Origin of the sequence: Gottschalkia purinilytica, assembly GCF_001190785.1 — a bacterium.
Classification (GTDB): Bacteria; Bacillota; Clostridia; order Tissierellales; family Gottschalkiaceae; genus Gottschalkia_A; species Gottschalkia_A purinilytica.
In genome coordinates this window covers 1-1,107 of sequence record NZ_LGSS01000058.1, presented here as the reverse complement: position 1 = coordinate 1,107, position 1,107 = coordinate 1, and the positions used below count along the sequence as shown (strand labels likewise).

The following is a 1,107-nucleotide window of genomic DNA, read 5'->3' as shown; positions in this document are numbered from 1 at the left end:
ACAATAGTGCTTTTTTATTTATTTAAGAAAGGTAAGGATAGATTAGCAAAAAAGATAGTATTAGATTTAGTTGTAGAAGCAGAGAAATACTTTGGAAGTGATAAGGGCAAAAGAAAGAAACAATATGTTATTAGAGAAGTATATAGAAGATTTCCTATATTAAATGTTTTGCTTCCTCGAAAGAAGCTAGATGATTTGATAGAGAAATGTGTAATAGAGCTAAAGAAAGTCTTAGACTAGGGAATTAATCCCTAGTCTTTTTTTATTTTTTGAAATAAATGTCGAACGATATTTTGAAAATATTTTGAAAAAAGGGTTTACAAGTAACGCAAACGTGATATAATATAATCAAGAAGTAACGAAAGCGTTACTAAAAAGTCTAGGAGGTAAGTAAAATGAGATTTATTTTTAAAGAAGCACATAGATTAACAAAAGAAATAGTAGAAAAATTTAAAGATGTAGATTATAAAACTCAGTTCAAATTATGTTTAACTTACCTTTTAGAAGAAAGAAAAGTGCAAAATCTTGTTTATGAAGTAGAAGATATAGAAATAAGTACAGGAAACTTAAGAGCTAAAGTTTGGGAGAAGCATGGTAAGAAAAGAATTTATATTAATCAAGTTTGGTATGTAAGAGGTGGCAAGGATTATAGGAGCTGTACATTAGGTTATTATGATTTAAACAGACAAGGAAAATACATTGAAGATATGAAAGGAATTGCTAGTACAGCAAGTATGGGTAGGTATTTACAAGAAAGATTAAATGAAATAAATTTTTAAATTTAGAGGAGGAATAAAAGATGTTAGATATTAAAAGAACAATAGAAAATTTGATAGGAATTAAGGTTACAGAAGATTTTAAAAATGACGTAATTTGTGCATTTGACACAAGTGAAAAAGAAATTATAGTTAGCGAAGATGAAAGTAATCAACATATAGATTATCAAGCTTACGAGAATGATGAAGATTCTCCTATTATTTGCATAAGAATAGAAAATGAAGAGATAGTTGAGGCGTGGGAAGCGTAACAGCTTCCAGTGTCTTAAGTTAATAGGAGGTGTTTAATTGGATAAAGAAACTTTATATAAAATAGTACATGGGCAACATA

3 protein-coding genes are annotated in these 1,107 nt (G+C 28.0%); all 3 read left to right on the top strand.

From position 1 onward, the window contains the following. On the top strand, positions 1-240 hold a 240-nt coding region (locus CLPU_RS17405), incomplete at its 5' end, for a hypothetical protein (protein WP_157857751.1). 155 nt (positions 241-395) lie between these two features. After that, on the top strand, positions 396-779 hold the full coding sequence (locus tag CLPU_RS16320) for a hypothetical protein (protein ID WP_050379145.1): 384 nt from the start codon (positions 396-398) through the stop codon (positions 777-779). Positions 780-799: 20 nt separating this feature from the next. Next, positions 800-1,027: a hypothetical protein gene (locus CLPU_RS16315; protein ID WP_050379143.1), complete on the top strand. Its 228-nt coding sequence runs from the start codon at positions 800-802 to the stop codon at positions 1,025-1,027. Positions 1,028-1,107: the final 80 nt, after the last annotated feature.

What these genes read in the sequence shown, in the direction of transcription:
- CLPU_RS16320 (WP_050379145.1), top strand. Translation starts at nt 396, where the DNA reads ATGAGATTTATTTTTAAAGAAGCACATAGATTAACAAAAGAAATAGTA.
- CLPU_RS16315 (WP_050379143.1), top strand. Translation starts at nt 800, where the DNA reads ATGTTAGATATTAAAAGAACAATAGAAAATTTGATAGGAATTAAGGTT.